Genomic DNA, 23,390 nt, shown 5'->3' with positions numbered 1-23,390 from the left:
AGCCCCGGACCGCCCCGTCGCGGTCCGGGGCTCCGTCGTCGCACCCGAGTGGCTGGCCGCCCCGTCCTGGTATCTGCTGGTAGACACCTGACGGCGGCTCACCTGGACGGTAACGATGACGGCGGAATCCCCGGACGACCGCGAACTCGAGGCACTGCGCGCCCGGGTCGCCGACCTGGAGTCCCAGGAGCCGGCCCGCCGGCGCCATCGGGTCCGGTCGTTCTTCGCCGCCGTGCTGATCGTGCTGGCCGCGGTGCTCACCCCGTTGGCCGTGGTCGCCTCCTGGAGCCGGGCGCAGGTCACCGACACCGGTCGGTTCGTGTCGACGATGGCGCCGCTGGCGTCCGACCCGGCCGTGCAGGGCGCGGTCGCCAACCGGGCGACGGACGCGATCATGCAGCAGCTGCCGATCTCCGACCTGCTGAACGAGGTCGCCCCGACCGACCGGCCGGCCCTGAACGCGGCGCTCGGCAAGATCGGGCCGGCGCTGACCGACGGGCTGAGCGGCTTCGTCCACAGCCAGGTGCTGAACGTCGTCCAGTCGGACGCGTTCGCGGGCATCTGGGAGGGCATCCTGCGCAACGCGCACGCCGCGTTCACCAACGTGCTGACCGGGCAGGGCGGCGGCGCGGTGCAGGTCAAGGGCGACACCGTCAGCCTGGACCTGGCGCCGGTGATCGCCCAGGTGAAGGACCGGCTGGTGGCCAACGGGGTGGGGCTGGCGGCGAAGATCCCCGAGGTGCACACCGACTTCGTCCTGGTGCAGTCGGACACGGTGAAGAAGGCGCAGACCGGGCTGCGGCTGCTCGACCTGGCCGGGTTCTGGGTGCCGGTGCTGGCGGTGCTCTGCGCCGTCGGCGGCATCCTGCTGGCCGTGCGGCACCGCCGGGCCACCGTCACCACGGCGCTCGCGATGGCCGTCGCGGCGGGCCTGCTGGGCATCGGGCTGACCGTGTTCCGGGCGCTCTACCTGGACAAGCTGCCCACCGACGTCGACCAGGCCGCCGCGGCGGCGATCTACGACACCCTGGTGCGCTACCTGCGGGCGGCGGTCCGGATGCTGCTGGCGCTGGGCATCGTGATCGCGCTGGCCGCCTGGCTGACCGGGTCCGGGCGGCGGGCCGGCTGGGTGCGGCAGCTGTGGCAGGCGGGCCTGGGCGCAGTCCGGCGGTCCGCCGAACGGATCGGGATGCGGCTGGGCCCGGTCGGCCGCTTCGTGCACCGGCGGAAGGCCTGGCTGGGCTGGGGCGCGGTGGTGGTGGCCGCGATCGTGCTGCTCACCTGGGGCTACCCGACGGCGGTGGTGGTGCTCTGGATCGCGGTGGTGCTGCTGGCCGTCCTCGCGGTGCTGGAGTTCCTCGACACCCCGCCCGCCGAGCCGTCGGGAATCGCCGACGGACCGTCGGACGCCTCCGGTGACGGGAAGGCCGACCCGGCATGAAGGAACTGGCCCGGATGTACCTCGCCCTGCTGGGCGGGCCGGTGCTGCTGCTGACGGCCTACTTCGTGGTGCCGCTGGACTGGTTCGGGCCGCACCACCCGCTGGTCAGCTGGCTGACCTTCATCGCCCTCCTCACGCTGGTCGGGGCGGGCCTGCTGCGCGAGGCCCGGCGACAGATGCTGGGCCACCCGGGGCGGCCCGTCCCGGTGATCCTGACGCTGCTGTCCGGGGCGCTGGTGGTGTTCTCCGCGGCGTACCTGGGGATGGCCAAGCAGCCGGGCGAACTGGTCGGCCTGACCACCAAGGTCGACGCGCTGTACTTCACGGTGATCACCATGGCGACCGTCGGCTACGGCGACATCCACCCGTCCGGACAGGTGGCCCGGGTCGTGGTGATGATCCAAGTGCTGTACACCGTGGTGTTCCTGACCACGGGTGTGACGGCGCTGAGCCGCCAGGTGAGGACCCGGACGATCAGCCGGGCCCGCGGCGGGGGCTAGTCCCGCTGGGCCTGTGCGTGCACGGCGGCGAGCGCGGCGTTCAGGCGGTTCGTCCAGTTGCCCAGCGTGGGAGGGTCGACGGCCTTGCGCTTCTGGAGGTCGCGGAGCAGCCGCTGGGCGTCCTTGAGGGCGCCCTCGGCGTCGTCGGCCCGGTGGTCGTTGACGTCCTGGGTGGCCTGGTCGAGGAGGCTGGTCAGGGCGTCCTGGCGGTCGCCCTCGCGGGTGAAGGCGGTCTGGGCGATGTCGGCGCGCAGCTGGGCGAGCTGGGCGACCACAGTGGTCTTCGGGGTGGCGGACGGCTTCGGCGAGGAGCTGGGGCGGGCCGAGGCGCTGGGGGACGGGGAGGCGGCGGGGGCGCTGCCGCTGCTCGTGACGGACGGCGCACCGGCCGCCGGCTGGGCGTTCGTGGCCGGGTCGTTGCCGCCGCCGCCGCTGAGCGAGAACGCGGCGATGCCGGCCACGCAGGCGAACACCGCGGCGCCGACGCCCGCGTACACCAGCGGGTTGCGGCCGCGCCGGGGCGCGGGCTCCTCGTCCTGCCGGCGGGCGGGCATCGGCATCGGCATCGGCGGGAGCACCGAGGTGCGGTGCTGCTCGGTCCAGGGCGGCTGCTGCGGGGGCGGCGGCGCCATGGTCGCGGGGACGGGCGGCAGCACCTGGGTGGCGGCGGCGAGCAGCGCGGCGGTGCGGTCGGCGGGGGCGGCCGGGACGGCGGCGAGCAGTTCGGCGGCGGCGGCGTTCGCGTCGGCGGGGCGCTCGGCGGGGTGCTTGGCGAGCAGGCGCATGATCGCGGCGTCCAGCGCGGGCGGCACGTCCGGGCGGACGGCGGCGGGCGGCACCGGGTACTCGGTGACGTGCTTGAAGGCGATCGCGACGGGGGTGTCGGCGGTGAACGGCGGTGCGCCGGTGAGCATTTCGAACAGCACGCAGCCGACGGCGTACAGGTCGGCGCGGGCGTCGACCTCCCCGGCGGTGGCCTGTTCCGGGGAGAGGTAGGCGGCGGTGCCGACCACCGAGGCGGCCTGGGTGAGCTGCTGGCCGGAGGAGGAGCCGACCCGGGCGATGCCGAAGTCCACCACCTTCACCCCGCCGTCGTGGGTGATCATGATGTTGCCGGGCTTGATGTCGCGGTGCACCAGGCCCTGGGCGTGCGCGGCGGACAGCGCGTCCAGGACGGCGGCGGCGATGCCGACGGCGCGCTCCACCGGCAGGGCGCCCTGTTCGGCGATCAGCCGGCCCAGGGTGTCGCCGTGCACCAGCTCCATCACCAGGTACGGGGAGCCCTGGTCGAGGCCGGAGTCGAAGACCGTGACGATCCGCGGGTGCGACAGCAGGGCGGCCAGCCGGGCCTCGCGGGCGAACCGCTCGGCGAACCGGGGGTCGTCGGCGAGACCGCCGTTGAGCACCTTCACCGCGACCGGGCGGCCCAACTGGTGGTCGAGGGCCCGGTAGACGGTGGCCATTCCGCCGACGCCGAGTATCTCGCCGAGCTCGTAACGCCCGTTCATCGCGCGTCCGATCATCGGATACTCCCCTCACCTCGGTCGGGCACCCGTGAACCATAGCGGGCGCGGCACCGGCCCCCTACGGGCGCTGCACCAGCAGGGCGGCGAGCAGGGCCGCCAGCGCTGCGGACAGCAGGGCGCGGACGGTCCCCGGCGAGCCGTGCCGGGCCCGTCGGGCGGCGCGTTCGACGCGCGGCGAGGTACGCGGGAAGCTCATCGCCAGCTCGCCTGGCGGTGCGTCAGGTCGGTCACCGGGGACTCCAGAGTTCTTCGGGCAGGACGCCGGGGTGGGCCCCGGACGGACGGTGGACCCGGGGGAGTTCAGCCGTCCGTCCGGAGCGGTTCCGGACGGCCGCGGACCCGGGGGAGTCCATGGGCCGACCGGAGCAGGGTCCGGACGGGCAGGGCCCGGGGGAGCCGTGCGCCCGTCCGGAGGTCGGTCCGGGCCGGCCGGCGGGCACAGGGGAACCCGTCGGCCGTCCCGGAGTCGGGGCCGGTCGGGCGGTGGACCCGGGGGGAGTGCCCACCGTCCGACCGGAGTCGGTGTCAGTCCTGGTCGTCGCCCCCGCCCCTGGACTGCTGGTTGCCGCGCCCCGGCCGCCCCGGCCAGGACGCCGACGGCGAGGCGCTGCTGGACGCGGACGACCCGGCCTGCGGACGGCCCCGGCCCTCGCCGTCGCCGTTCTGGCCGCCGCTCTGGGCGTCGCCGCGGGTGAGCTGCGCGCAGTACCCGGTCACCCGCTCCGGGGCGCCGGCCGCCCGCAGCAGGTCGGCCAGCGCCGAATCGGCGGCGGCCTCCTTCGGCTTGACGCCGGCCGAGACCCGCGCCGCGAAACCGCGGCACAGCGCGGCCAGGTCGGGCGGCTGCCCGGGCTGGGTGGACGGCGGGTCGGAGGGCCGGCCGGACGCCCCGCCCGGACGGGTGGCGGCGGTGGACGGCTTCGCGGTGCGGCTCGGCGGGGCGGCGCCCGTCGCGGGCGCGTCGGGCGTGCCCGAGGGCGACGCGGGCGCGGCCTTGACGACCGGCGGGGCCGGGGCGGGACCGCCCAGGACCTCGGGCAGCCGGCCCGTCCCGGCGGCGACGGCGACCCCGCCGACGGCGGTCACGCCCAGCGCGACGGCCATGGCCTTCGCGCTGAGGGCCCGCGCGAGCGCGGTGTCCGCCATCTTTCGTCTCCGGTGCTGACTGGGGGCCGGCTGGCGACGAGCCTGCCGGAACGCGGCCATCGCTCCCTCTTCACCGGGCAGCGGGCCGTCGCCCGTCGCCCCGGCCGCCGCGGCAGCGGCGAGCAGGGCGGCGAGCTCGGGCCGCCCCGGCGCGGGCTGCTGCCCGGCGGAGGGGTCCTGACCGGCCACCGGGTCGACCGTCGCACCGCCGAGCAGCTGCTCCGCGGTGGTGCGATCGATCCGGCGGGATCGGTTGGTGCTCATCTCATATCCCTCAGCGTCGGCACCTGCGCCGGTGTCACACCTTGCGCGGAAGTTTTTTTCCCGGCCGCCCGGCCGGGTACCCCGGCGGCCGCTCCCCCGGTCTGGTCAAGGGTCCTGGCCAGCCGCCGCAGCCCCCGGTGCGCGGCCATCCGGACGCTGCCGGCCCGCTTGCCCAGCACCTTCGCGGCGCTCTCCGCGTCCAGCCCGAGCACCACCCGCAGCAGCACCGCCTCGGCCTGGTCGGGCGGCAGCGAGGCGATCAGCGCGAGCGCGTCGGAGGTCGCGACGGTGGCCATCGCCTGGCCCGCGGTGTCCTCGGCGGCGGCCAGCTCGGCCAGGTACTCCACCGGCAGGTCGGCGACCGGGCGGCGGCGCACCCGGCGCAGGTGGTCCATCGCCCGGTTGCGGGCGACGGTCACGGCCCAGCCGCGGAAGCCGTCCGCGTCGCCGCGGAATCCCGGCAGGTCACGGGCGATCTGCAGCCACGCCTCGGACGCGATGTCCTCGGCGTCCTCGGCCTTGCCGCCGACCAGCACCCGCAGGTAGCGCAGCAGCCCGGGCTGGACGGCCCGGAACAGGACCCGGAACGCCTCCTCGTCACCGTCCTGGGCGGCCCGGACGGCCGCGGCGAGATCGGCCCGTCGGCCCGCCGGGCGGTCCGGTGCGTCCGGACGGCCGCGCCGGGCGCCGTCGTCCGCCCCGTGATGTTCAGCACTGTGCACCCGCCACATGATGCGCCATCCGGGTACCCCGGCCCAGCCGCGGGGCGCGGCACGGGCGGTGACGGAGCGGTGGCGGCCCCGTGTGGGGCCGGGTGCCGCCGGGTGCGCGGGCGGTGCAGGCCGACGGGCCGTCAGCTTCGGGACCAAGGACCCGGACCGGCCCGACCTTCGTCCCGTCGGGCGCTGTCGTTCGCCCGCGGTCGCACCCCACCCTCAGGCCATATCGTGCAAAAGAGGGACATTCCGTCCCGATCCGGAGCGCGGCGGCCGCCCGCCCGCCGCCGCACCGCCACGAAAGACACCGGGAGACGCCATGAGCACCGCCCAGGAGCTGTACACGACGGGAATCCGCGAGCACTTCGCGCCCGCCCTGCGCGCCCTCGGCTTCCGGGGCTGGCGGCACTCGTTCTCGCTGCCCGACGACGACCGGTGGGCGGTGCTCGGCGTCCGGGCGGTGCACACGGACGGGCGGGTGCGCTACACCGTCGACCTGTCCGTCACCGACAAGGCCGCGTGGGACCGGCGGAGCATCCGCCCGGACGCCAACACCCGTACCGGTCTTGAACGTTGGCACGCCCCGATCGGCGAGGTGATGCCGGTCGGCGGCGAGGTCTGGTGGGAGGTCGCACCCGGCCCGCGCTGGCTGGTCGCCGTCGAGGACTCGGTGGCCGCCGTCCGCGGCTACGCGCTGCCCGAACTGCGCCGCCGGCTGCGTCCCGACGACCGCGGGCCCTACCTGCTCCCCGCCGCCCTCGACGGCGTCAACAACGCCCTCGCGATCGCCGGCGTCGCCCGCATCCAGCGCGCCGAACTCGCCGACGGCGTCCTTGAGTTGCACGGCGCGTGGAGCCGCCACGACCCGGCCGCCCAGCAGGTCCTGGCCGGCGCCGCCCGCGGCTTCCTGTCCGCCCGCGACCGGCGCTTCGGGCTGGTCCGGGTGCTCGACACCCTCGGCCGCCCGCTCTGGGAGTTCCCCGCCGGGAACCACGGCGGAGCGGACTGAGTCCCAGTCAGTACCGGCACAGCAACGCGCCGGAACTGAGCAGCACCTCCGGGGGGAAGCACATGACGGGGACCGCCACCGCGTCCGGCACAGCACTGTCGCACGAGCAGCGGCAGCTCGACTGGGACGGCTGCCTGAACGTCCGCGACCTGGGCGGCCTGCCCACCCGCGACGGCCGGCGCACCCGCACCGGCGCGATCGTCCGCGCCGACAACCTCGACCGGCTCACCGCCGAAGGCCAGAACGCCCTGCTCCACTACGGCGTGCGGACCGTCATCGACCTGCGCGACCAGGTCGAGTACCGGCCGCTGCTGCCCATCCCCGACACCGTCGACCTGGTCCGCGTCCCGCTGGACGCGCTGGCCGGCCCCGACTGGTGGGCCCGTTTCGGCGCCCTCGACGGCACCCCGCTGTCCTTCCGCCCCTACCTCGACCACTGCCGCGACGCCGTCTCCCGACTGGTCGCCGCCGTCGCCCACGCCCGGGACGGCGCGATCGTCGTGCACTGCGGCGCCGGCCGCGACCGCACCGGCCTGGCCGCGCTCGTCCTGCTCGCCCTCGCCGGGGTCGAACCCGCCGCGATCACCGAGGACTACCTGCAGTCCGCGCCGAACCTGCGCCCGCTGTGGACCCTGCTCGACCGCCCCGACGAGGAAGCCGGCATCGCCCGCGTCCTCACCGACGCCGGCACCACCGCCGAGGGCGCGCTGCACGCGGTGCTCGCCGAATTCGACGCCCCGCAGTGGCTGCCCGCCGCGGACGTCGCCGCCGTCCGGGCCCGGCTGCTCCGGGCGAGCTGACGACCCGTTAAATGGTTCGCGCCCGCCGCCGGGCGCGAACCATACTGCGCCGCATGGTGGATTTCGCCCTGTTCGACACCCGCGGCTACCCGACCGTCGACGTCCGCACCGGCTACGCCGGCTGGGTCGACAGCTACGAGCAGACCGTCCAGGACGCGATGGACGTCGACGTCCTCGCCCGACTCACCGTCCCCGTCTGGCCCGACGCCCGCACCGCCGTCGACCTCGGCTGCGGCACCGGCCGCACCGGCGCCTGGCTGCGCGACCGCGGCGTCGGCGCGATCGACGGCGTCGACCTCACCCCCGAGATGCTGCACCGCGCCCGCGACCGCGGCGCCCACCGCAGCCTCACCGAGGCCGACCTCGCCGCCACCGGACTGCCCGCCGCCGCGTACGACCTCGCCGCCTGCTCCCTCGTCGACGAGCACCTCGCCGACCTCGCCCCGCTCTACCGCGAGGCCCACCGCCTGGTCCGCCCCGGCGGCCTCTTCGTCCTGGTCGGTCTCCACCCCGCCTTCATCATGTCCGCCGGCATGCCCACCCACTACGACGGCCCCGACGGCCCCGTCGCCATCACCACCCACGTCCACCTGGTCAGCGACCACCTCACCGCCGGCCTCGCCGCGAACTGGCAACTCGCCGAAATGCGCGAACAGACCGTCGGCGACGAGTGGATCGCCCTCAAGCCCAAGTGGTCCCGCCACCACGGCCGACCGGTCTCGGCGGCGTACGTCTGGCGCAAGGCTTAGGGCCTGTCCGGCCCCGGGGGAGCGCGAGACGCAGGCGGGCGCGAAAGCCGGGGCGCCTTCCCGCCCGCCTGCTCGGGTCAGAAGCCGGAGTTCGGCGCCGTCACCACCCGCGCCCGCCCGTCCGCCCGCGCAGCGAGTCCCGCTTCGAGGCGGAGTGCCCGGGCCGGTCCGAGCAGGGCCAGCGCCTCGGGGACGGTCGCCCACCGGTACGCGTCGAGCTCGCCCTCCGGCAGGACGATCGGGGTCTCGGCCGGGAAGACGCCCAGGTCGAACAGGAAGTGGCAGGCCGGATGGCCGAGTTCGCCGCTGGGGTGGGTCCAGGCGACGACCAGCAGGTCGCCCGCCTCGCGGTGCAGCCCGGTCTCCTCGTGGAGCTCGCGAGTGGCGCACTGCTGCGCGTTCTCGCCGAGGTCGACGGTGCCGCCGACGAACTGCCAGTTGTCCCGGTAGCCGGCCTTGACGACGAGGACGCGCCCCTCGGGGTCGGTGATCAGGCAGCCCGCGGCGGCGAACACGCGGTGCAGGGAGTTCAGCCAGTCCTCGCGGGAGGCGAACTCGGGGGCGTCGGCCATGGGACTCCTTCGGCGGGGGTGGCAGCTTGCGGCGCCAACTCTCTCACCCCCGCCGGGGGTTCAGTGCTCCGAATGCCGTTCCGCGCCGCGGTGCCGGTGCCCGGGCAGTTCGGTGTGGGCGGCGGGCCCGTCGGCCGGGCCGGCCGCCTCCGGTGTCCGGCGTCCGCCGTGGCTGAACTCGACGTCGCCGGGGTAGCCGCCGGTGTCGGCGGCACGCGCGGTGTCCGTGTGCAGCTGCGGCGCGAGGGGCGCCGGATCGGCTTCCATGGTGCGGTGCTCCAGCACCTGCTCGCTGCCCCTGCGGAGCCTGCTCGTCGTGTCGGTCGATCGCTTGGTCATCGCCGACCTCCCTTCCACAGCCTTCCTCAGGCCTTCCTCGGCCTTCCCAAGACCTTCCTGGAACCTTCCTCGGCCTCCGTCGGACCTTCTCGGCCGTCTCCGACCCAATCGGCCCGATATGCCCATTATCAGCCCGTATCCATGACAACGCCTCGAACTCCCTTTACCGAAAGGCCAGCTCAGGACCCTCGCGGTGTGGGACCATGCCGCGTGGCCACGGTGATACAAGCCGACGAATCCAAGAAACAGCGCACCGCACCATCCGCCCCGCGCAGCGGGCTCGCGGACCGGGTCCGGCACCCGGCCGCCCTCATCCGCCTGCTCTCCGGACTGTGCTGGATCGCCCTGGTGCTGCTGCTGGCGGGCTACGCCCGCTCCTCCGCGCTGGGCCTGGACACCGACGTGTCGCGCTTCGCCGATCTGCTGCCCTGGCCGCCCGTCCAGCTCGCGGCGGCGCTCTGCGGCGGCGCACTGCTGCTGGTGCCGCTGGGCTACGCCGTCGACCGGCTGCTGCGCGCCGACGGCCGCCGGGTCGCCGACGGCGTCCTCGCCGCCGTCCTCGCGTACGGCCTCTCGCTCGGCCTGGACCTGCTGGCCGGCGACCTGACCACGCTCACCCACGCGCTGCCCGGCGGCGCCGGCCGGACCGACCCGGTGTACGGGCACCTCGCGCCGGTGGTGGCGTTCATGACCGCGATCGGCACGGCCGGCATGCGCCGCTGGCGCAGTGCGCTGGCGGTCACGCTGACGCTGTCCGGCCTGTCGGGGCTGATCACCGGGTACGCCACCCCGCTGTCGCTGGTGCTGTCGCTGCTGCTCGGCTGGACCACCGCGCACGCCACCCGGTACGCCGTCGGCGAGCCCGTCGGCACGCCCACCGAGGGCCAGATCGGCGCCGCGCTGGCCGCCTGCGGGGTGCGCCCCGACGCGGTGCTCGCGGTCGGGTCGAGCCGCTACCTGGTCACCCAGCGCGACGGCCGCCCCGACCTGGACGTCCACCTGCTCGACCGGCACGTCCAGGCCAGCGGGCTGCTCGGCCACCTGTGGCTGGCGCTGCGGCTGCGCACCGCGCCCCGCCCGCTCGGCCTGCGCCCGCTGCGCGCCGGGCTGGAGCACCAGACCCTGCTGGGCCACGCCGCCACGGCCGCGGGCGCGCGCACCCGGACGCCCGTCGCCGCCGTCGAGCTGAGCCCGGACGCCGCGCTGGTCGCCTACCACCGGATCGACGCCCGGCCGTTCGCCGAGCTCTTCGCCGAGTGCACCCCGCCGACCGACTCTGCGGAGCCCGACGGCGTCCCCGAGATCACGCCGACCGACGCGGAACTCCGCGACGCCTGGCAGCAGCTGGCGCTGCTGCAACGCCGCCGGATCGCGCACCGCTCGCTCTCCCCGCAGACCGTGCTGCTGGACGCGGAGGGCCGGGTCCACCTGGTCGGGCTGGCCCGCGGCGAGATCGCGGCCGGCGACCTGCTGCTGCGGCTGGACGTCGCCGGGATGCTCGCCGTCCTCGCCGTCCACGCCGGGCCCGAACGGGCGGTGCGGGCCGCGATCGAGGTGCTCGGGCAGGGCCCGGTCGGCGCGGCGCTGCCGCTGCTGCAGCCGATCGCGCTGGCCCGCGACACCCGTGCCGCGCTGGCCCGCCACAAGAAGCTGGCCTGCGAACTGCGCGCCGAGGTGCAGCGGCAGATGCCGCAGGCCGCCACCGAACCCGTCCGGCTGGAGCGGCTGCGTCCGCGCACCTTGATCACCGTGATCGCCGGGATCGTGGCCGGGATCACGCTGCTCCAGTTCCTGTTCAGCGGCGCCGTCAACCCGGTGGTGGTGGTCTCCGATGCCGACCCGCTGTGGCTGGCCGGCGCGATGTTCTGGGCCGCGGCCAGTTACCCCGTCGCGACCTTCGCGTTCAGCGGCTTCGTCCCCGAGAAGCTGTCGTTCCGCTCCACGCTGGCCGCCCAGGTGGCCGGCTCCTTCGTCAAGGTGGCCGGACCCGGCGGCGTCGGCGGCCTCGCCCTGAACACCCGCTACCTGCAGTGCGCGGGCATCCCCACCGCGCAAGCGATGTCCAGCATCGGCGTCAGCCAGCTGTTCGGGCTGGTGCTGCACATGCTGCAGCTCGCCGTGTTCACCGCCCTGGTCGGCTCGGACGGCACCCTGCCCGGCAACGAGTCCTCCTCGCTGCCCGGTGGCTGGCTGCTGTGGCTGGCCGGAGCGGCCGTCGCAGTCGTCGCCGGGTCCATCGCCTCCGTCCCGTCACTGCGGCGGCGCGCCCAGACCCTGCTGCGGCCGCTGCGCGCCGAGGTGCTGCCGCGCCTGCTCGACCTGGCTCAGCAACCTGGCAGGCTCGCCACCGGCGTGACCGGCCAGCTGCTGGTGTCGATGTGCTTCGTGGTCTGCCTGTACTGCTGCACCCGCGCGGTCGGCGTGCACCCGGGGTTCAACGCCGTCGCGGTGAGCTTCCTGGCCGGCAACGCGGCGGGTAACGTGGTGCCGACGCCGGGCGGCGTGGGCGGCGTGGAGGGCCTGACCGCAGGCATGCTGAAGGCGACCGCAGGCACCGACTACGGCACCGCGTTCGCTGCGGTGGTGCTGTTCCGGCTGCTCACCTTCATGCTGCCGGTGCTGCCCGGCTGGGCCGCGTTCAGCTGGCTGAAGCGCCGCCGGGCGATCTGATCTCAGTCCGCCCGGTGGTCCTCGTCCCCCACCCCGACCTCCCGGATCTGCTCCACCGCGTCCCCCTCGTCCGCCGGCGCCGCCCCCAGCTCGCGCTGCCGCCGCAACACCTCCAGGTCGTCCACCTCCGGCTCCACCGCCTCCCGCTCCTCCTCGACACCCTCCAACACGGTCGGCGTCGACTCGTCGTCGTCCTCGGGGTACTCAGGGTTCTCCGCATTCAGGCGCATACCGCCAGTATCCGGCGGAACCGTCCGGAACGGTCACCTTTCGGGCGGCGGGTCTCGTGTCCCGGCTCGTACGGTGGGGACGGGGCCGGTGCGGTGGAGGGTGGTCGGGATGCTGGTGGCGGAGGTGGCCGGGGCGTCGGCGCGGCTGGCGGGGACGGCGGCGCGGTCCGAGAAGGTGCGGGTGCTGGCGGAGCTGTTCGGACGGGTCTCGGCCGAGGAGGCGCCGGTGGTGGTGGCGTACCTGGCCGGGCGGCTGCCGCAGCGGAAGGTCGGGGTGGGGTGGCAGACGCTGCGGGAGCGGCCCGCGCCCGCCGCCGGGGCGACCCTCGGAGTGCTGGAGCTGGACCGCCGGCTGTCCGCGCTCGCAGCCCTCACCGGGCCCGGTTCGCAGCATGAACGCAAGCGCCAGGTGGGCGAGTTGATGGCACTGGCCACCGAGCAGGAGCAGCACTTCCTGCTCGGCCTGCTCTCCGGCGAGCTGCGCCAGGGCGCGTTGGACGCGGTGGCGGTGGAGGGCCTGGCGGCAGCCGTCGGCGCACCGGCCGACGCGGTCCGGCGGGCACTCATGCTGTCGGGCGGACTCGGCCCGCTGGCCGGACAGTTGATCACCCACGGCCCGGCCGCGCTGGACGCCTTCCGGCTGACCGTCGGCCGCCCGGTGCAGCCGATGCTGGCGCAGAGCGCGATGGACGTGGACGAGGCCCTGGACCGGCTCGGCCCGTGCGTGGTCGAGGAGAAGCTGGACGGCATCCGCATCCAGGTGCACCGGGACGGCGACGAGGTGCGGGTCTACACCCGCACGCTCGCCGAGATCACCGACCGGCTTCCGGAAGTGGTGGCGCGGGTACGGGAGTTGCCGCAGCGGAAGCTGGTGCTGGACGGCGAGGTGCTGGCGCTGGACGAGCGAGGACTGCCGCGACCGTTCCAGCAGACCTCCGGCCGGGTCGGCTCGCACGGCGAGACCGGCGGGGCCGGCGGAACCGGCGAACTCCCGCTGTCCGCCGTCTTCTTCGACCTGCTGCTGACCGGCGACCGGGATCTGCTGGACGCCCCCGCCGCCGAACGCCACACCGAACTGGCCGCCCTGGCACCGGAGTCCGCCCGGGTCCGGCAGCTCCGGGTGGACGACCCGTCCGATCCCGAACAGCGGCGGCTGGCACGCGAGTTCACCCGCGCGGCGACCGACGAGCACCGGCACGAAGGGGTGGTGGTGAAGTCGCTGGACGCGCCGTACAGCGCGGGCCGGCGCGGCTCGTCCTGGCTGAAGGTGAAGCCCGTCCACACCCTCGACCTGGTGGTGCTGGCCGCCGAATGGGGGCACGGCCGCCGCACCGGGCGGCTGTCCAACCTGCACCTGGGGGCCCGGCGGCCGGACGGGACGTTCGCGATGCTCGGCAAGACGTTCAAGGGCCTCACCGACAGCCTGCTGGAGTGGCAGACGGCGCGGCTGCGGGAGCTGGCGGTCCGCGAGGAGCGGTGGGGCGTGGTGGTGCGGCCCGAGCTGGTGGTGGAGATCGCCTTCGACGGCGTCCAGCGCTCCAGCCGCTACCCGGACGGGGTGACGCTGCGCTTCGCCCGGGTGCTGCGCTACCGGGAGGACAAGGGCGCCGCCGAGGCCGACACCGTGGAGTCCGTGGCGGCGCTGCTCCGATGACCCTCAATTCCCGGCGTCCGCCCGGCGGTTGGCGGCCGGGACGACCAGCGGGGTGCCGGTCTCCGGGTCGGGGATCACCCGGCACGGCAGGCGGAACACCTCCTCGACCAGCTCGGCGGTGACCACGTCCCGCGGGGGTCCGGCGGCGACCAGCCGGCCGTCGCGCAGAGCGATGAGGTGGGTGGCGTAGCGGGCGGCCTGGTTGAGGTCGTGCAGCACGGCGACCAGGGTGCGGCCCTGTTCGCGGTGCAGGCGGGCGCAGAGGTCGAGGACCTCGATCTGGTGCGCGATGTCCAGGTAGGTGGTGGGCTCGTCGAGCAGCAGCAGCGGGGTCTGCTGGGCCAGCGCCATGGCGATCCACACCCGCTGCCGCTGGCCGCCGGACAGCTCGTCCACCGACCGCTCCGCCAGGTCCGCGACCCCGGTGTCGGCCATCGCCTCCGCGACCACCCGCTCGTCCTCCGCCGACCACTGGCGCAGCACTCCCTGGTGCGGGTACCGCCCGCGGGAGACCAGTTCGGTCACGGTGATGCCGTCCGGCGCGACCGACGACTGCGGCAGCAGCCCGAGCGTCCGCGCCACCTGCTTGGCCGGCAGCGCGGCGATCGACTGCCCGTCCAGCAGCACCTGGCCCGCCGTCGGCTTCAGCGTCCGCGCCAGCGCCCGCAGCAGGGTGGACTTGCCGCAGGCGTTCGGCCCGACCACCACGGTGAACGAGTGGTCGGGGATGTCGACGCTCAGGCCCTCCGCGATGACGCGCTTCTCGTACGCGAGGGTCAGCGCACGACCGGCGAGACGGGACTCGGGCTGGGCCATGGGGCGGCTCCGTTCAGGACGGGGGCGGGCAGTGGGGGACGGACAGCGGCAGGTGGGAAAGCGCTTCCCGACAGCAGCGGGAAAGCGCTTGCCCGCCGCCCCGAGAAAGCGCTTTCCCGCACCCGGTCACAACCGGCCCGCCCGGCGCTGCCCGGCGAGCAGCCAGAGCAGGTAGCCGCCGCCGAGGACGCCGGTCACCACGCCGACCGGCAGTTGGCGGTCGGCGAACAGGTGCTGCGCGGCGAAGTCGGCGGTGACCAGCAGGGCGGCGCCGGTGCAGGCGGAGGCGGCCAGGTTGGGGCCGGGGGCGCCGGTGAGCCGGCGGGCGAGTTGAGGGGCCGTCAGTGCGACGAAGTTGACCGGTCCGGCGGCGGCCGCGGCGAGGGCGGCGAGCAGGACGGCCGCGCCGAGCAGCGCGAGGCGCAGGCGTTCGGGGCGCACCCCGAGGCCGGCGGCCGCGTCGTCGCCGAGTTCGAGGGCGCGCAGCCCGGGACCGCAGCCGATGAGCACCACCGGGAGCAGCACGGCGAGGGCGATCGCCAGCGGTCGGGCCTGGTCCCAGCCGCGGCCGTCGAGGCTGCCGGTGAGCCAGAGCACCGCGCGGGCGGCGTCCATGAGTTGGGCGCGGGTCAGCAGGTAGCCGTTGACGCCGGTGAGGATCGCGGCGGTGCCGATGCCGACCAGCACCAGCCGGGCGCCCTGGAGGCCGCCGCGCCGGGCCAGCGCGTAGATCGCGGCGCCGGTGAGCAGGCCGCCCGCCACCGCCCCGCCGGCCAGCACCCGGCTGCTGCCGCCCGCCACCACGACCACCAGCGCGCCGGTGGACGCGCCCTGGGTGAAGCCGAGGATGTCGGGGCTGCCGAGCGGGTTGCGCACCAGCGTCTGGAACAGCGCGCCGGCCAGTGCCAGCGCCGCGCCGACCAGCAGGGCGGTGGCGACCCGGGGCAGGCGCAGCTGGTTGACGATGAAGTCCTCGGCGGGGCTGCCGTCGCCGAGCAGCGTGCGCACCACCTCGCCGGGGGCGAGCGGGTAGTCGCCGCGGCCGAGCGCGAACACCGCCGCCGCCAGTGCCACCAGCAGCGCCCCGCCGCAGGCGGCCAGCGCCCGGGGCCGGTACCGCACGGAGTACCGGGCCACTCGCAGCGTCCTCATGCGGGCCGCCTCTCGCGTCGTGTCCGCGCCGTCATGCCCGGGCCCTCCCCCGTCGTGCGAAGTACAGGAAGAACGGGCCGCCGAGGACGGCCGTGACGATGCCGACCTGGAGTTCGCCGGGCCGTCCCAGCACCCGGCCGAGCACGTCGGCGCCGAGCAGCAGCACGGGCGCGAGCACCGCGCAGTACGGGAGCAGGCGGCGCAGGTCGGGGCCGGTGAGGGCGCGGACCAGGTGCGGGATCATCAGGCCGACGAAGACGATCGGCCCGCAGGCGGCGGTGGCCGCGCCGCAGAGCAGGGTGACGGCGAGGATCGCGGCGGCCCGGACCGCCCCGGGCCGGGCGCCGAGGGCGCGGGCCGCGTCGTCGCCGAGGGCGAGCGCGTTCAGCGGGCGGGCGAGGCCCAGGGCGAGCAGCGCGCCGACGGCGACGAACGGCAGCATCCCGAGCACGGTGGACAGTTGGGCACTGGCGAGCGAGCCGACCGTCCAGAAGCGCATCCGGTCGAGCGAGGCGGCGTCCAGCAGCATCACGGCGCTGACGTACGAGTACAGGGTGGCGTTGAGCGCGGAGCCGGCCAGGGCGAGCCGGGCGGGGGTGGCGGCGCGTCCGCCGCCGACGGCGTAGACCAGTGCCGAGACGGCGGCCGCGCCGGCCAGTGCCCACCAGACCCAGCCGGTGAAGGAGTTGACGCCGAGGAAGGCGACGGCGGTGGCGACCGCGGCGGAGGCCCCGGCGTTGATGCCGAGCAGTCCGGGGTCGGCCAGCGGGTTGCGGGTGAGGGCCTGCATGACGCCGCCGGCCAGGCCGAGCGCGGCGCCGGCGAGCAGGCCGAGCAGGGTGCGCGGCAGGCGCATCTCGTGCACGACGGTCCAGCCGGGGGCGGTCGGGTCGGTCAGTCCGTGCCAGACCTCGGCGGGGCTCAACTGTCGTGCGCCCAGGCCGAGGCTGAACAGCAGGACGGCGAGCAGGACGAGCAGCGCGGCGGCCGGGCCGAGGGCGCGCGGGAGGCCGCGGCGGGCGGCGCCGGTGCGGGGGGTCGGGAGGGAGCGGGTGGTGCTCAAGGGTGCTCCGGATCGGTCGGGGACTGCCGGCGCGGGCCTCGGAGGCCCGACCCGCCGGAACTTAGGTTAGGTTAACCTACCTAGCGCCTGCCGATCCCGGTCGGCCCTCCCGCGCCCCGCGCCGACCCCCCTGCTCCGAACCGAGGTACCGCCATGCCGCTCCCCCTCCGCCCGACCCGTCGCGGCCTGCTCGCCGCCGGTGGCGCGACCGCCCTCGGCGCGGTGCTCGCCGCCTGCGGATCCTCCGGCGGCACGGATTCCGGCAAGGGCGCCGATCAGGCCTCGGGCGGCGCGAACTCCGGTGCCGGCAAGGGACCGTGGAGCTACACCGACGACCGCGGGAAGACCGTCACCGCCAAGTCCGCGCCCACCCGGGTGGTGGCCTTCACCGGCGCGGCCGCCGCCCTCGCCGACTTCGGCCTGGACAAGCAGCTGGTCGGCGTCTTCGGCGAGACCAGGACCGCCGACGGCAAACCCGACCCGCAGGCCGGCAGTCTGAACATCGATCAGGTCGAGATCATCGGCAACGCCTGGGGCGAGTTCTCCATCGAGAAGTACGCGGCGCTCCGCCCCGAGCTGCTGGTGACCCACATGTACGAACCGGACGCCCACTGGTACGTGCCGGACGAGTCCAAGGACAAGATCCTGCAGCTCGCCCCCGCGGTGCTGACCTCCACCGGCCGGGTGTCGATCAGCCGGCCGATCGAGCACTACGCCGAGCTCGCCGAGTCGCTGGGCGCGGACCTGACGGCGCCGAAGGTGGTCGACGCCAAGGCGCGCTTCGAGCGGGCCTCCGAGGCACTGCGCCAGGCCGTCAAGGCGGCCGGCGGGATCAAGGTGATGGCCTGCTCGGGCAGCGCCGACCTGTTCTACGTCTCCAACCCGAAGGTCTCCTGCGACCTGATCCACTTCGCCGAGCTGGGCGTGGAGTTCGTGCAGCCGGAGAAGACCGACGGCGGCGACTACTACGAGGGCCTGAGCTGGGAGAACGCCGGCAAGTACGCGGCGGACCTGCTGCTGCTCGACCAGCGCTCCACCGCCCTCCAGCCCAAGGACCTGGCCGCCAAGCCCGCCTGGGGGCAACTGCCGGCGGTGAAGGCCGAGCAGATCACCCCGTGGGACGCGGTGCCGCGGTTCTCGTACGCCGGGTTCGCCCCGCTGCTGGAGCGGCTGACCGCCGCGGTCCAGAAGTCCCGGAAGCTGAGCTGAGACCCGTCCGAAAGGCAGTCGAATGACCGGCCAGGCCCAGGAGTTCGCGTTCTTCCCCGCGCAGGTGGTGGGCACCTGCCGACTCGGCCCGACCATGCTGCGGGTCACCTTCGGCGGTGCGGCGCTGGCGGGCTTCGCGAGCGGCGGGCGCGACCAGTCCTGCTCGCTGTTCCTGCCGCACCCGGGGCAGCCCGAGCCGCTGCTCCCGCACCGGGACGGCGAGGGCTGGTTCGCGGCCTGGCGGGCGCTGCCGGCGTCCGAGCGGGCGGTGATGCGCTCGTACACCGTGCGCGCCCGGCGCGCCGAACCCCCGGAGCTGGACGTGGACTTCGCGCTGCACGGCACCGACCCGGACGACCCGTCCCCGGCCGGCCCGGCGGCCCGCTGGGCCGCGGCGGCGGCGCCCGGCGACCGGGTGGTGCTGCTCGGCCCGGCCGTCGCCGACAACCGCTCGGTGGGGTTCCGCCCGCCCGAGGGCACCCGCACCGTCCTGCTGCTGGCCGACGAGACGGCGCTGCCCGCGGTCGGCGGCATCCTGGAGTGGCTGCCGGCCGGCGCCCGCGCGCTGGTGTGGATCGAGGTGCCGGATGCCGCCGACATCCAGGACCTGTCCGACGCCGAGCAGGTGGACATCACCTGGCTGATCCGCGAACCCGGCGCGCCGTCCCGGCTGCTGACCTCCCTCCGGGAGGCCGAGCTGCCCGCCGACGCCTTGTACGCGTGGATCGCCGGCGAGGCCGGGACCGTCAAGGCGCTGCGTCGGCACCTGGTGCGCGAGCGCGGGCTGGACCGGCGCGCGGTGTCCTTCGCCGGCTACTGGCGGCGCGGCGCGTCCGAGGACCGGCTGCGCGAGGAGGCGTACGGCGAGACCTCCTGACGGGCCGTGACCACCGGCGACATGCGGCGACACCCGCCCTTAATGCCCTCCTGACGCTCTTGCAAAAGAGTTGCAATAGGGTGAGCCTCGCAACGGATCATCCGTCGACCGAGAGGGGCTGCTCACCCATGGGTGCCTACACGCTGCCTGACCTGCCCTACGACTACTCCGCCCTGGAGCGGGCGATGTCCGCCGAAATCCTGGAGCTCCACCACTCCAAGCACCACCAGGCGTACGTCAACGGCGCCAACCTGACGCTGGAACAGCTCGCCGAGGCCCGCGACAAGGAGCAGTTCGGCTCGCTGGTCGGCCTGCAGAAGACCCTCGCCTTCAACCTGTCCGGCCACGTCCTGCACTCGCTGTTCTGGCAGAACCTCTCCCCCGAGGGCGGCGACCGCCCGGAGGGCGCGCTCGCCGACGCCATCACCGAGCACTTCGGCAGCTTCGAGGCGTTCAAGCAGCAGCTCACCACCGCCACCGTCGGCGTTCAGGGCTCCGGCTGGGGCATCCTCTCCTGGGAGCCGCTCGGCAAGCGCCTGATCGTCGAGCAGGTCTACGACCACCACGGCAACGTCGGCCAGGGCACCGTCCCGCTGCTCGCCTTCGACGCCTGGGAGCACGCGTACTACCTCCAGTACAAGAACGTCCGCCCCGATTACGTCACCCGCCTGTGGGACGTCGTCAACTGGCAGGACGTCACCACCCGCTTCGGCGCGGCCACTTCCGCCTGACCGGCGCACCTCCGCCGGGGTCCGCCAGCGGGGCGGGCTCCGGCACCGGCGTCCGTGCGGCCCCGCTACCGTGGGCGTCATGGACGCGGCACAGGAGTTCGAGACCCACCGGCCGCGGCTGTTCTCACTCGCGTACCGCATGCTCGGCTCCGCCGCGGAGGCCGAGGACGCCGTGCAGGACGCCTACCTGCGCTGGCACGGCGCACTGCCCGGACAGGTCGCGGCGCCCGGGCCGTGGCTCAACAAGGTGCTCACCAACCTCTGCCTGAACCGCCTCACCTCCGCCCGGGCCCGGCGCGAGGAGTATCCGGGCAGCTGGCTTCCCGAACCGGTCGCCACCGGTGGCGGCGCCCTCGGGCCGATGGAGCACGCCGAGCAGCGCGAAGCCGTGTCCTTCGCGGTCCTCACCCTGATGGAACGGCTCACCCCGCCGGAGCGGGCCGCGGTGGTGCTGCGCGACGCGTTCGCCTACAGCCACCGCGAGATCGCCGGCGTCCTGGACTGCTCCGAGCCCGCCGCCCGCCAGCTCTACCACCGCGGCCACCGGCACCTGAGCGAGGACGCCCCGCATCCCGCGCCCGACCCGGCCCAGAACGCCGCCCTGCTGCAACGCTTCCTGTCCGCCGCGGCCGACGGCGCACTGGACCGGCTCGAAGCACTCCTCGCCGAACAGGTCGTGGTGTGGGCCGACGGCGGCGGCAAGGTCCGCTCCGCGATGCGCCCGGTGACCGGCCGGAACAACGCCGCCCGCTTCCTCGCCGGGCTGTTCGCCCGCTTCACCGGCGGCGTCCGGCTGGAGTTCGCCGAGGCCAACGGCCTTCCGGCGGTGCTGGGTTGGGAGGGCGACCGGCTCACCTCGGTCGGGTCCGTCGACATCGGACCGGGCGGCGTCACCGCCGTCCGGATCCTGCGCAACCCCGACAAGCTCGCCCACTTCGCGGCCCACCACCGCCCGCTGTCACAGAACGCCTGACCGCCCGGTTCCTTCCTGCACAGACCCCTCCGGGAAGGAACCGACAGCCATGAACGAGCGCACCCTGCTGGTGACCGGCGCGACCGGCGTACTCGGCCGCGAAGTCCTGCGCCGGGCGCACGGAACCGGCCTCGCCGTACGTGCTCTCACCCGCCGCACCACCCCGCCGGACGTCCCCGGCGCGAGCGGCACCGAGTGGCACACCGGCGACCTCCTCGCCGATGTCGGCCTGGACGCCGCGCTGATCGGCGTCGACACGGTGATCCACTGCGCCAGCGACCCCCGCCGCCCCAAGGACGACCTGCCGGCCTTCCGCCACCTGCTCGACGCGGCCCGCCGGGCCGGCGTCGGACACCTCGTCAACATCTCGATCGTCGGCGTCGACAAGGTCCCGCTCACGTACTACCGCGTCAAGCTGGAGGTCGAACGCCTGCTCGCCGCGTCCGACCTCGGCTGGAGCAACCTGCGCGCCACCCAGTTCCCGGCGCTCCTCGACGGCATGCTCAGCAGCCTCGCCCGGCTGCCCGTCCTCCCCATGCCGGCCGACACCCCCTGCCAGCCCGTCCACCCCGCCGAGGTCGCCGACCGCCTGGTCACCCTCGCGCTCGGCCGACCCGTCGGCCACGCACCCGAGATCGGCGGCCCCGAGATCCGTCCTGCCACCGACCTCGCCGCCGACTGGCTCCGCGCCACCCACCCGGGCCGTCGCCGCGTCCTCCCCGTCCACCTTCCCGGCCGCGTCGGCGCCGCCCTCCGCCAGGGCCACCTGACCACCCCGGCCCACGCCGACGGCACCGCCACCTGGGCCGACTACCTGGCCACCCGCACCTCCTGACCCTGCCGGGCGGGGCCGCACACGCGCTTTCCAAAAGGCCCCGCCCGGGTTACGACGAGCTGTCAGAAGGATGTCAGCGCCGTCTAAGCGGCGTCTGGCATTGTTATCCATGTGAACGGCGCGGGGAAAACAAAAACCGGGCCGGGAAGCAAGGAGAGGTGCCCGGAGCGGCTTATCGGGGACCAGGGCCTAAAAACCCCAGCCGGGCGCTCGCGCCCACGCAGGTTCGAATCCTGCCCTCTCCGCCTACACGGTGCCGCAGTCCGGCAGGGCGTCGGTGTTCTCGGCGATGTCGAGGTCCCACACGTACCCGGCGCTGTTGGCCCACTGGACGCCGTTGCGGCCGGGGCGTTCGATGACCAGGTCCATCCGCTTGCCGTTGTTGTCGTTGACCTTGCAGATGCCCTCCACGTCGTCGCCGGCCCAGGCGACCCCGACGCCCGGGGTGCTCAGCCCCTGGCCCGAGTAGATCGTGGTGTTGCGGATCGGCGTGACCCTGGGGCCGTAGCTCAGGCAGAGGGGGAAGCCGGCGGTGTACTGGATGATGAAGTCGTCCCAGATGTAGCCGGCGGTGTTGGCCCACTGGACGCCGTTGCGGCCTGGGCGCTCGATGCCCAGGATCAGGCGCTTGTTGTTGTTGTCGAAGATCTGGCAGATGCCGGCCACGTTGTCACCGGCCCAGGCGACCCCGACACTCGGGGTGCTCAGCCCGGGGCCGAAATACAGCGGAGTGTCGACCCGCGTGGTGACCCGGGTACCGATGCCCAGGAGGCCGGCCTGGCTCTGCTGTCCCGCCGGGGCGGGCGTCACCGGGGCGGGCGTCGCCGAGACGGGTGTCGCCGCGACGGAGACGCCGGCCGCAGCCAGACAGAGCGCGCCGAGTGCGGTCGCGGTCCTCGTCCTGATCATGAACGTTCCCTCCACTCTCCGATGTTCGTGACAGTTGGTGAGTCGCCGTTCCGTGGTTCAGCAGGGGGCAGCACTCATTCTGGTGACGGCGGCGGCCGCGGCGTTGAACTTTCTTGCTCGGTTCCGGCCGGAGGCGCCGTCCCCCGCAGCGCGGCCCTGACGACCTTGGGGAGCGCGCCGGCGTGCTGGCGGAACACCCGCGTCAGGTGGGCCTGGTCGGCGAAGCCGTACTTCGCGGCCAGCTCCCGCAGCGGCCGGCCGCCGCCGAGCTCCTCCACCACCGCCCGCACCCGGAGTTGGTTGCGGTAGCCGGTGAGCGTGCGGCCGGTGACCGCCCGGAACACCCTGCTGAGGTGGAACGGCGAGCAGCCGACCAGGCGGCTGATCTCCTCCAGGCCCGCGGTCGGCAGCCCGTCGATCAGTGCCGCGCACGCCTGGTGGGCGAGTCTGCGGTGCGCCACCACCGTGGACGCGCGCCGCGGGCAGGGGGCAGGCTCGCGACCGCCGACCAGCCCGGCCACCAGACGGTTGGCCCGCTCCGCCACCTCGAACGGATCCGCCCCGGCCCGGCAGGCGGCGACCAGCCCCCGATGAGCCAGGTCGAGGCCCGCGTCCACCGGCAGGACCCGCGGCCCGGCCCCGCCCGGACACTCCCCGTGGACGTCCTGGTGGAACTGCAGCACGGTGCTCAGATCGGGGAGGCGGGCCAGGTGCGCGACGGCGGCGTCGTCCCCGCGGCGCAGCAGGAAGCCCGTGGTCGGGTCGACGAACTCCTCGCGTCCGCCGACCCTCAGCACCAGGCCCCCCGTGCGGATCAGCGACACGACGAGCACCGTCTCGTCCGGCTCCCCGGTCACCGCCGTCCGGAACGACCGGTGGTCCTCGAAGCACGCCAGCTCGGTGATCCGCAGGCCCGCCTGCTGGGCGAGCCGCGTCCGCCGCACCGGCTCCTCGCCGGATGGCCGCCGCCATCCGTGGTGCGCCGTCCGGAGATCCCGCGCCATGTCGCCCGCCCTCGGCGTTCGAACCCAGTTCCTCGGACCTGCAGTGTGGCGGCGTCCGGCCGCCCGTGCCCGGGGCGACGGGGCGGTTGGCGTGGATCGCCCCAAAGATGACCTGAACGCGCCAATACTCTGGCCGACACCTTCTCCCCACCGGGCCGGAGCACCGGGCATTCCGCCGTTCGGGCCCCGGGCCGCCCGGTCTTGA

General features: G+C 74.8%; 24 protein-coding genes and 1 tRNA gene. 13 read left to right on the top strand and 12 right to left on the bottom strand.

Annotation, left to right across the window (positions count from 1 at the left end; translation table 11 throughout):
* The first annotated feature begins 115 nt into the window (after positions 1–115).
* Positions 116–1,441: a hypothetical protein gene (locus tag CG736_RS23940; RefSeq protein WP_100588245.1), complete on the top strand. Its 1,326-nt coding sequence runs from the start codon at positions 116–118 to the stop codon at positions 1,439–1,441.
* Positions 1,438–1,941, top strand: a complete 504-nt coding sequence (locus CG736_RS23935; protein WP_232734132.1) for a potassium channel family protein — start codon at positions 1,438–1,440, stop codon at positions 1,939–1,941. The genes CG736_RS23940 and CG736_RS23935 overlap by 4 nt, the downstream gene beginning before the upstream one ends.
* Here the strand turns inward: CG736_RS23935 and CG736_RS38685 are convergent.
* From CG736_RS38685 to CG736_RS23920, 4 genes are all read right to left on the bottom strand, one after another.
* The gene (locus CG736_RS38685) at positions 1,938–3,464 is read right to left on the bottom strand and encodes a protein kinase (RefSeq protein ID WP_100588244.1); all 1,527 of its coding nucleotides are present in this window, start codon (positions 3,462–3,464) and stop codon (positions 1,938–1,940) included. The genes CG736_RS23935 and CG736_RS38685 overlap by 4 nt on opposite strands.
* Positions 3,465–3,525: 61 nt before the next feature.
* A complete protein-coding gene (locus CG736_RS36435; RefSeq protein WP_157815700.1) occupies positions 3,526–3,663 on the bottom strand; it encodes a hypothetical protein in 138 nt (45 codons plus the stop codon).
* Positions 3,664–3,992: 329 nt separating this feature from the next.
* Positions 3,993–4,877: a hypothetical protein gene (locus CG736_RS36430; RefSeq protein WP_157815699.1), complete on the bottom strand. Its 885-nt coding sequence runs from the start codon at positions 4,875–4,877 to the stop codon at positions 3,993–3,995.
* Complete coding sequence (locus tag CG736_RS23920; protein ID WP_100588242.1) at positions 4,874–5,608, bottom strand: RNA polymerase sigma factor; 735 nt, start codon at positions 5,606–5,608, stop codon at positions 4,874–4,876. The genes CG736_RS36430 and CG736_RS23920 overlap by 4 nt, the downstream gene beginning before the upstream one ends.
* 304 nt (positions 5,609–5,912) lie before the next feature.
* On the opposite strand from CG736_RS23920, the gene CG736_RS23915 reads away from it, so the two are divergent.
* The 3 genes from CG736_RS23915 (at position 5,913) to CG736_RS23905 (ending at position 8,151) form a co-directional block, all read left to right on the top strand.
* Complete coding sequence (locus CG736_RS23915) at positions 5,913–6,602, top strand: hypothetical protein (RefSeq protein ID WP_100588241.1); 690 nt, start codon at positions 5,913–5,915, stop codon at positions 6,600–6,602.
* A gap of 62 nt (positions 6,603–6,664) precedes the next feature.
* On the top strand, positions 6,665–7,402 hold the full coding sequence (locus CG736_RS23910; RefSeq protein ID WP_100588240.1) for a tyrosine-protein phosphatase: 738 nt from the start codon (positions 6,665–6,667) through the stop codon (positions 7,400–7,402).
* Between the two features lie 53 nt (positions 7,403–7,455).
* The gene (locus CG736_RS23905; protein WP_100588239.1) at positions 7,456–8,151 is read left to right on the top strand and encodes a class I SAM-dependent methyltransferase; all 696 of its coding nucleotides are present in this window, start codon (positions 7,456–7,458) and stop codon (positions 8,149–8,151) included.
* Between the two features lie 77 nt (positions 8,152–8,228).
* Here the strand turns inward: CG736_RS23905 and CG736_RS23900 are convergent, their stop codons facing one another.
* Positions 8,229–8,723 carry an NUDIX hydrolase gene (locus tag CG736_RS23900; RefSeq protein ID WP_100588238.1) on the bottom strand — a complete coding sequence of 165 codons (495 nt, stop codon included), beginning with the start codon at positions 8,721–8,723 and terminating at the stop codon, positions 8,229–8,231.
* A gap of 60 nt (positions 8,724–8,783) precedes the next feature.
* Positions 8,784–9,062 (bottom strand): hypothetical protein, encoded by a 279-nt coding sequence (locus CG736_RS23895; protein ID WP_100588237.1) that lies wholly within the window; start codon positions 9,060–9,062, stop codon positions 8,784–8,786.
* Between the two features lie 210 nt (positions 9,063–9,272).
* On the opposite strand from CG736_RS23895, the gene CG736_RS23890 reads away from it, so the two are divergent.
* Positions 9,273–11,732: a lysylphosphatidylglycerol synthase transmembrane domain-containing protein gene (locus CG736_RS23890; protein WP_100588236.1), complete on the top strand. Its 2,460-nt coding sequence runs from the start codon at positions 9,273–9,275 to the stop codon at positions 11,730–11,732.
* 2 nt (positions 11,733–11,734) lie between these two features.
* Here CG736_RS23890 and CG736_RS23885 read toward each other — a convergent pair whose 3' ends face one another.
* Positions 11,735–11,962 (bottom strand): hypothetical protein, encoded by a 228-nt coding sequence (locus CG736_RS23885; protein ID WP_100588235.1) that lies wholly within the window; start codon positions 11,960–11,962, stop codon positions 11,735–11,737.
* A 109-nt stretch (positions 11,963–12,071) separates the two neighbouring features.
* Between CG736_RS23885 and CG736_RS23880 the strand changes: the two genes are divergently transcribed.
* Positions 12,072–13,616 (top strand): ATP-dependent DNA ligase, encoded by a 1,545-nt coding sequence (locus CG736_RS23880; RefSeq protein ID WP_100588234.1) that lies wholly within the window; start codon positions 12,072–12,074, stop codon positions 13,614–13,616.
* A gap of 3 nt (positions 13,617–13,619) precedes the next feature.
* Here the strand turns inward: CG736_RS23880 and CG736_RS23875 are convergent, their stop codons facing one another.
* The 3 genes from CG736_RS23875 to CG736_RS23865 form a co-directional block, all read right to left on the bottom strand.
* Entirely contained in the window at positions 13,620–14,432 is an 813-nt protein-coding gene (locus CG736_RS23875; protein ID WP_100588233.1) for an ABC transporter ATP-binding protein, read from the bottom strand.
* 126 nt (positions 14,433–14,558) lie between these two features.
* The gene (locus CG736_RS23870) at positions 14,559–15,584 is read right to left on the bottom strand and encodes an iron chelate uptake ABC transporter family permease subunit (protein ID WP_100588232.1); all 1,026 of its coding nucleotides are present in this window, start codon (positions 15,582–15,584) and stop codon (positions 14,559–14,561) included.
* 31 nt (positions 15,585–15,615) lie between these two features.
* Positions 15,616–16,647 carry an iron ABC transporter permease gene (locus tag CG736_RS23865; protein WP_100588231.1) on the bottom strand — a complete coding sequence of 344 codons (1,032 nt, stop codon included), beginning with the start codon at positions 16,645–16,647 and terminating at the stop codon, positions 15,616–15,618.
* Positions 16,648–16,800: 153 nt separating this feature from the next.
* On the opposite strand from CG736_RS23865, the gene CG736_RS23860 reads away from it, so the two are divergent.
* The 6 genes from CG736_RS23860 to CG736_RS36425 all read left to right on the top strand — a co-directional run bounded on the left by CG736_RS23860 (position 16,801) and on the right by CG736_RS36425 (position 21,517).
* Complete coding sequence (locus tag CG736_RS23860; protein ID WP_100588230.1) at positions 16,801–17,856, top strand: ABC transporter substrate-binding protein; 1,056 nt, start codon at positions 16,801–16,803, stop codon at positions 17,854–17,856.
* 22 nt (positions 17,857–17,878) lie between these two features.
* On the top strand, positions 17,879–18,733 hold the full coding sequence (locus CG736_RS23855; RefSeq protein WP_100588229.1) for a siderophore-interacting protein: 855 nt from the start codon (positions 17,879–17,881) through the stop codon (positions 18,731–18,733).
* 128 nt (positions 18,734–18,861) lie between these two features.
* Positions 18,862–19,464, top strand: a complete 603-nt coding sequence (locus CG736_RS23850; protein ID WP_100588228.1) for a superoxide dismutase — start codon at positions 18,862–18,864, stop codon at positions 19,462–19,464.
* Positions 19,465–19,543: 79 nt separating this feature from the next.
* Positions 19,544–20,437 carry an RNA polymerase sigma factor SigJ gene (gene sigJ / locus CG736_RS23845; RefSeq protein ID WP_100588227.1) on the top strand — a complete coding sequence of 298 codons (894 nt, stop codon included), beginning with the start codon at positions 19,544–19,546 and terminating at the stop codon, positions 20,435–20,437.
* Between the two features lie 49 nt (positions 20,438–20,486).
* Positions 20,487–21,272: an SDR family oxidoreductase gene (locus CG736_RS23840; RefSeq protein ID WP_100588226.1), complete on the top strand. Its 786-nt coding sequence runs from the start codon at positions 20,487–20,489 to the stop codon at positions 21,270–21,272.
* A 152-nt stretch (positions 21,273–21,424) separates the two neighbouring features.
* A tRNA-Phe gene (locus CG736_RS36425) sits at positions 21,425–21,517 on the top strand.
* 1 nt (position 21,518) lies between these two features.
* Here the strand turns inward: CG736_RS36425 and CG736_RS23835 are convergent.
* Positions 21,519–22,181 (bottom strand): hypothetical protein, encoded by a 663-nt coding sequence (locus CG736_RS23835; RefSeq protein WP_100588225.1) that lies wholly within the window; start codon positions 22,179–22,181, stop codon positions 21,519–21,521.
* Positions 22,182–22,255: 74 nt separating this feature from the next.
* Positions 22,256–23,185, bottom strand: a complete 930-nt coding sequence (locus CG736_RS23830) for an AraC family transcriptional regulator (RefSeq protein WP_157815698.1) — start codon at positions 23,183–23,185, stop codon at positions 22,256–22,258.
* Positions 23,186–23,390: the final 205 nt, after the last annotated feature.

Source organism: Kitasatospora sp. CB02891, assembly GCF_002803145.1.
GTDB classification, from domain to species: Bacteria; Actinomycetota; Actinomycetes; order Streptomycetales; family Streptomycetaceae; genus Kitasatospora; species Kitasatospora griseola.
This window is presented reverse-complemented; position numbering and strand designations above follow the sequence as displayed.